Origin of the sequence: Cellulomonas bogoriensis 69B4 = DSM 16987 (genome assembly GCF_000767165.1) — a bacterium.
Lineage (GTDB): Bacteria > Actinomycetota > Actinomycetes > Actinomycetales > Cellulomonadaceae > Actinotalea > Actinotalea bogoriensis.
This window is the reverse complement of sequence record NZ_AXCZ01000379.1, coordinates 1-885: the sequence shown is the minus strand read 5'-3', so window position 1 is coordinate 885 and position 885 is coordinate 1. Positions and strand designations below refer to the sequence as shown.

The 885-nt window shown below is 76.6% G+C and carries 1 pseudogene; it reads left to right on the top strand.

Annotated elements, in window-relative coordinates:
- A pseudogene (locus N869_RS18130) lies at positions 1-675 on the top strand (transglutaminase domain-containing protein); the annotation flags it as partial.
- Positions 676-885 lie beyond the last annotated feature (210 nt).

The following is an 885-nucleotide window of genomic DNA, read 5'->3' as shown; positions in this document are numbered from 1 at the left end:
ACCCCCGACGAGAGCCGCACCCCCCGGGAGGACACCCCGACCGAGCAGTCCGAGCCGCAGCCCCAGGTGGTGCAGCCACCGCCGCCGCAGCCGGACCCGGTGAACCCACCGGACGACGACACCGAGCAGGCGCGCACCGAGGACACCGGTGAGGACGACCGGTCCGGGGTCGACTGGGCGTCGGTGGTGCTGCTCGGAGCCACGGTGGGGGTGCCCTTGCTGCTGCTGGTGCTGCCGCTGCTGCTGATCGCGACGGCCAAGCGGCGACGTCGCGTGCGCCGACGGTCGGCGCCGTCCATGGTGGGCCGGGTCTCGGGCGGGTGGGACGAGCTCTTGGACCAGGCACGGGACCTGGGTCGCCCGGCGCCGCGTGCCGCGACCCGGCGCGAGGTCGCCGTCGAGCTGGTGGGGGCGTTCGCGCCTGCCGGTGAGCCGTCCTCGAGCCGGCGGTCCAGTGCGATCTCGGGCCCGGTCGTGGGCCTGGCGGCGGGCGCCGACGCGGTGGTGTTCGGTCCGGGGGAGCCGGGCCAGGACCAGGTGGAGGCCTACTGGCGTCAGGTCGACGCCGCGGTGGCTGCCATGCAGGAGGCGGTGCCCCGACGGCACCGGTGGCGTGCCCAGTGGTCGGTGGCGTCCCTGCGCGACCGGCGACGTGCCCGCCGCGACCGCGTGTGAGCGACTCGGCCCTGGACGGTGCCGGTTCGCACGGTGCCGATTCGCACGGTGCCGGCCCGGATGGTGCAGCCGCTGAGGGTGCGGGTCGTTACCGTGGGCACATGGCGTTGTCCGGGCAGGTGGTGGCGTTGCGCTCGCGTGCGCGTGCGGTGACCCGCACCCCGGGTGGCCGGGCGGTGGTGGGCTGGGCCCGCCCGGGCGTCCGTCGGG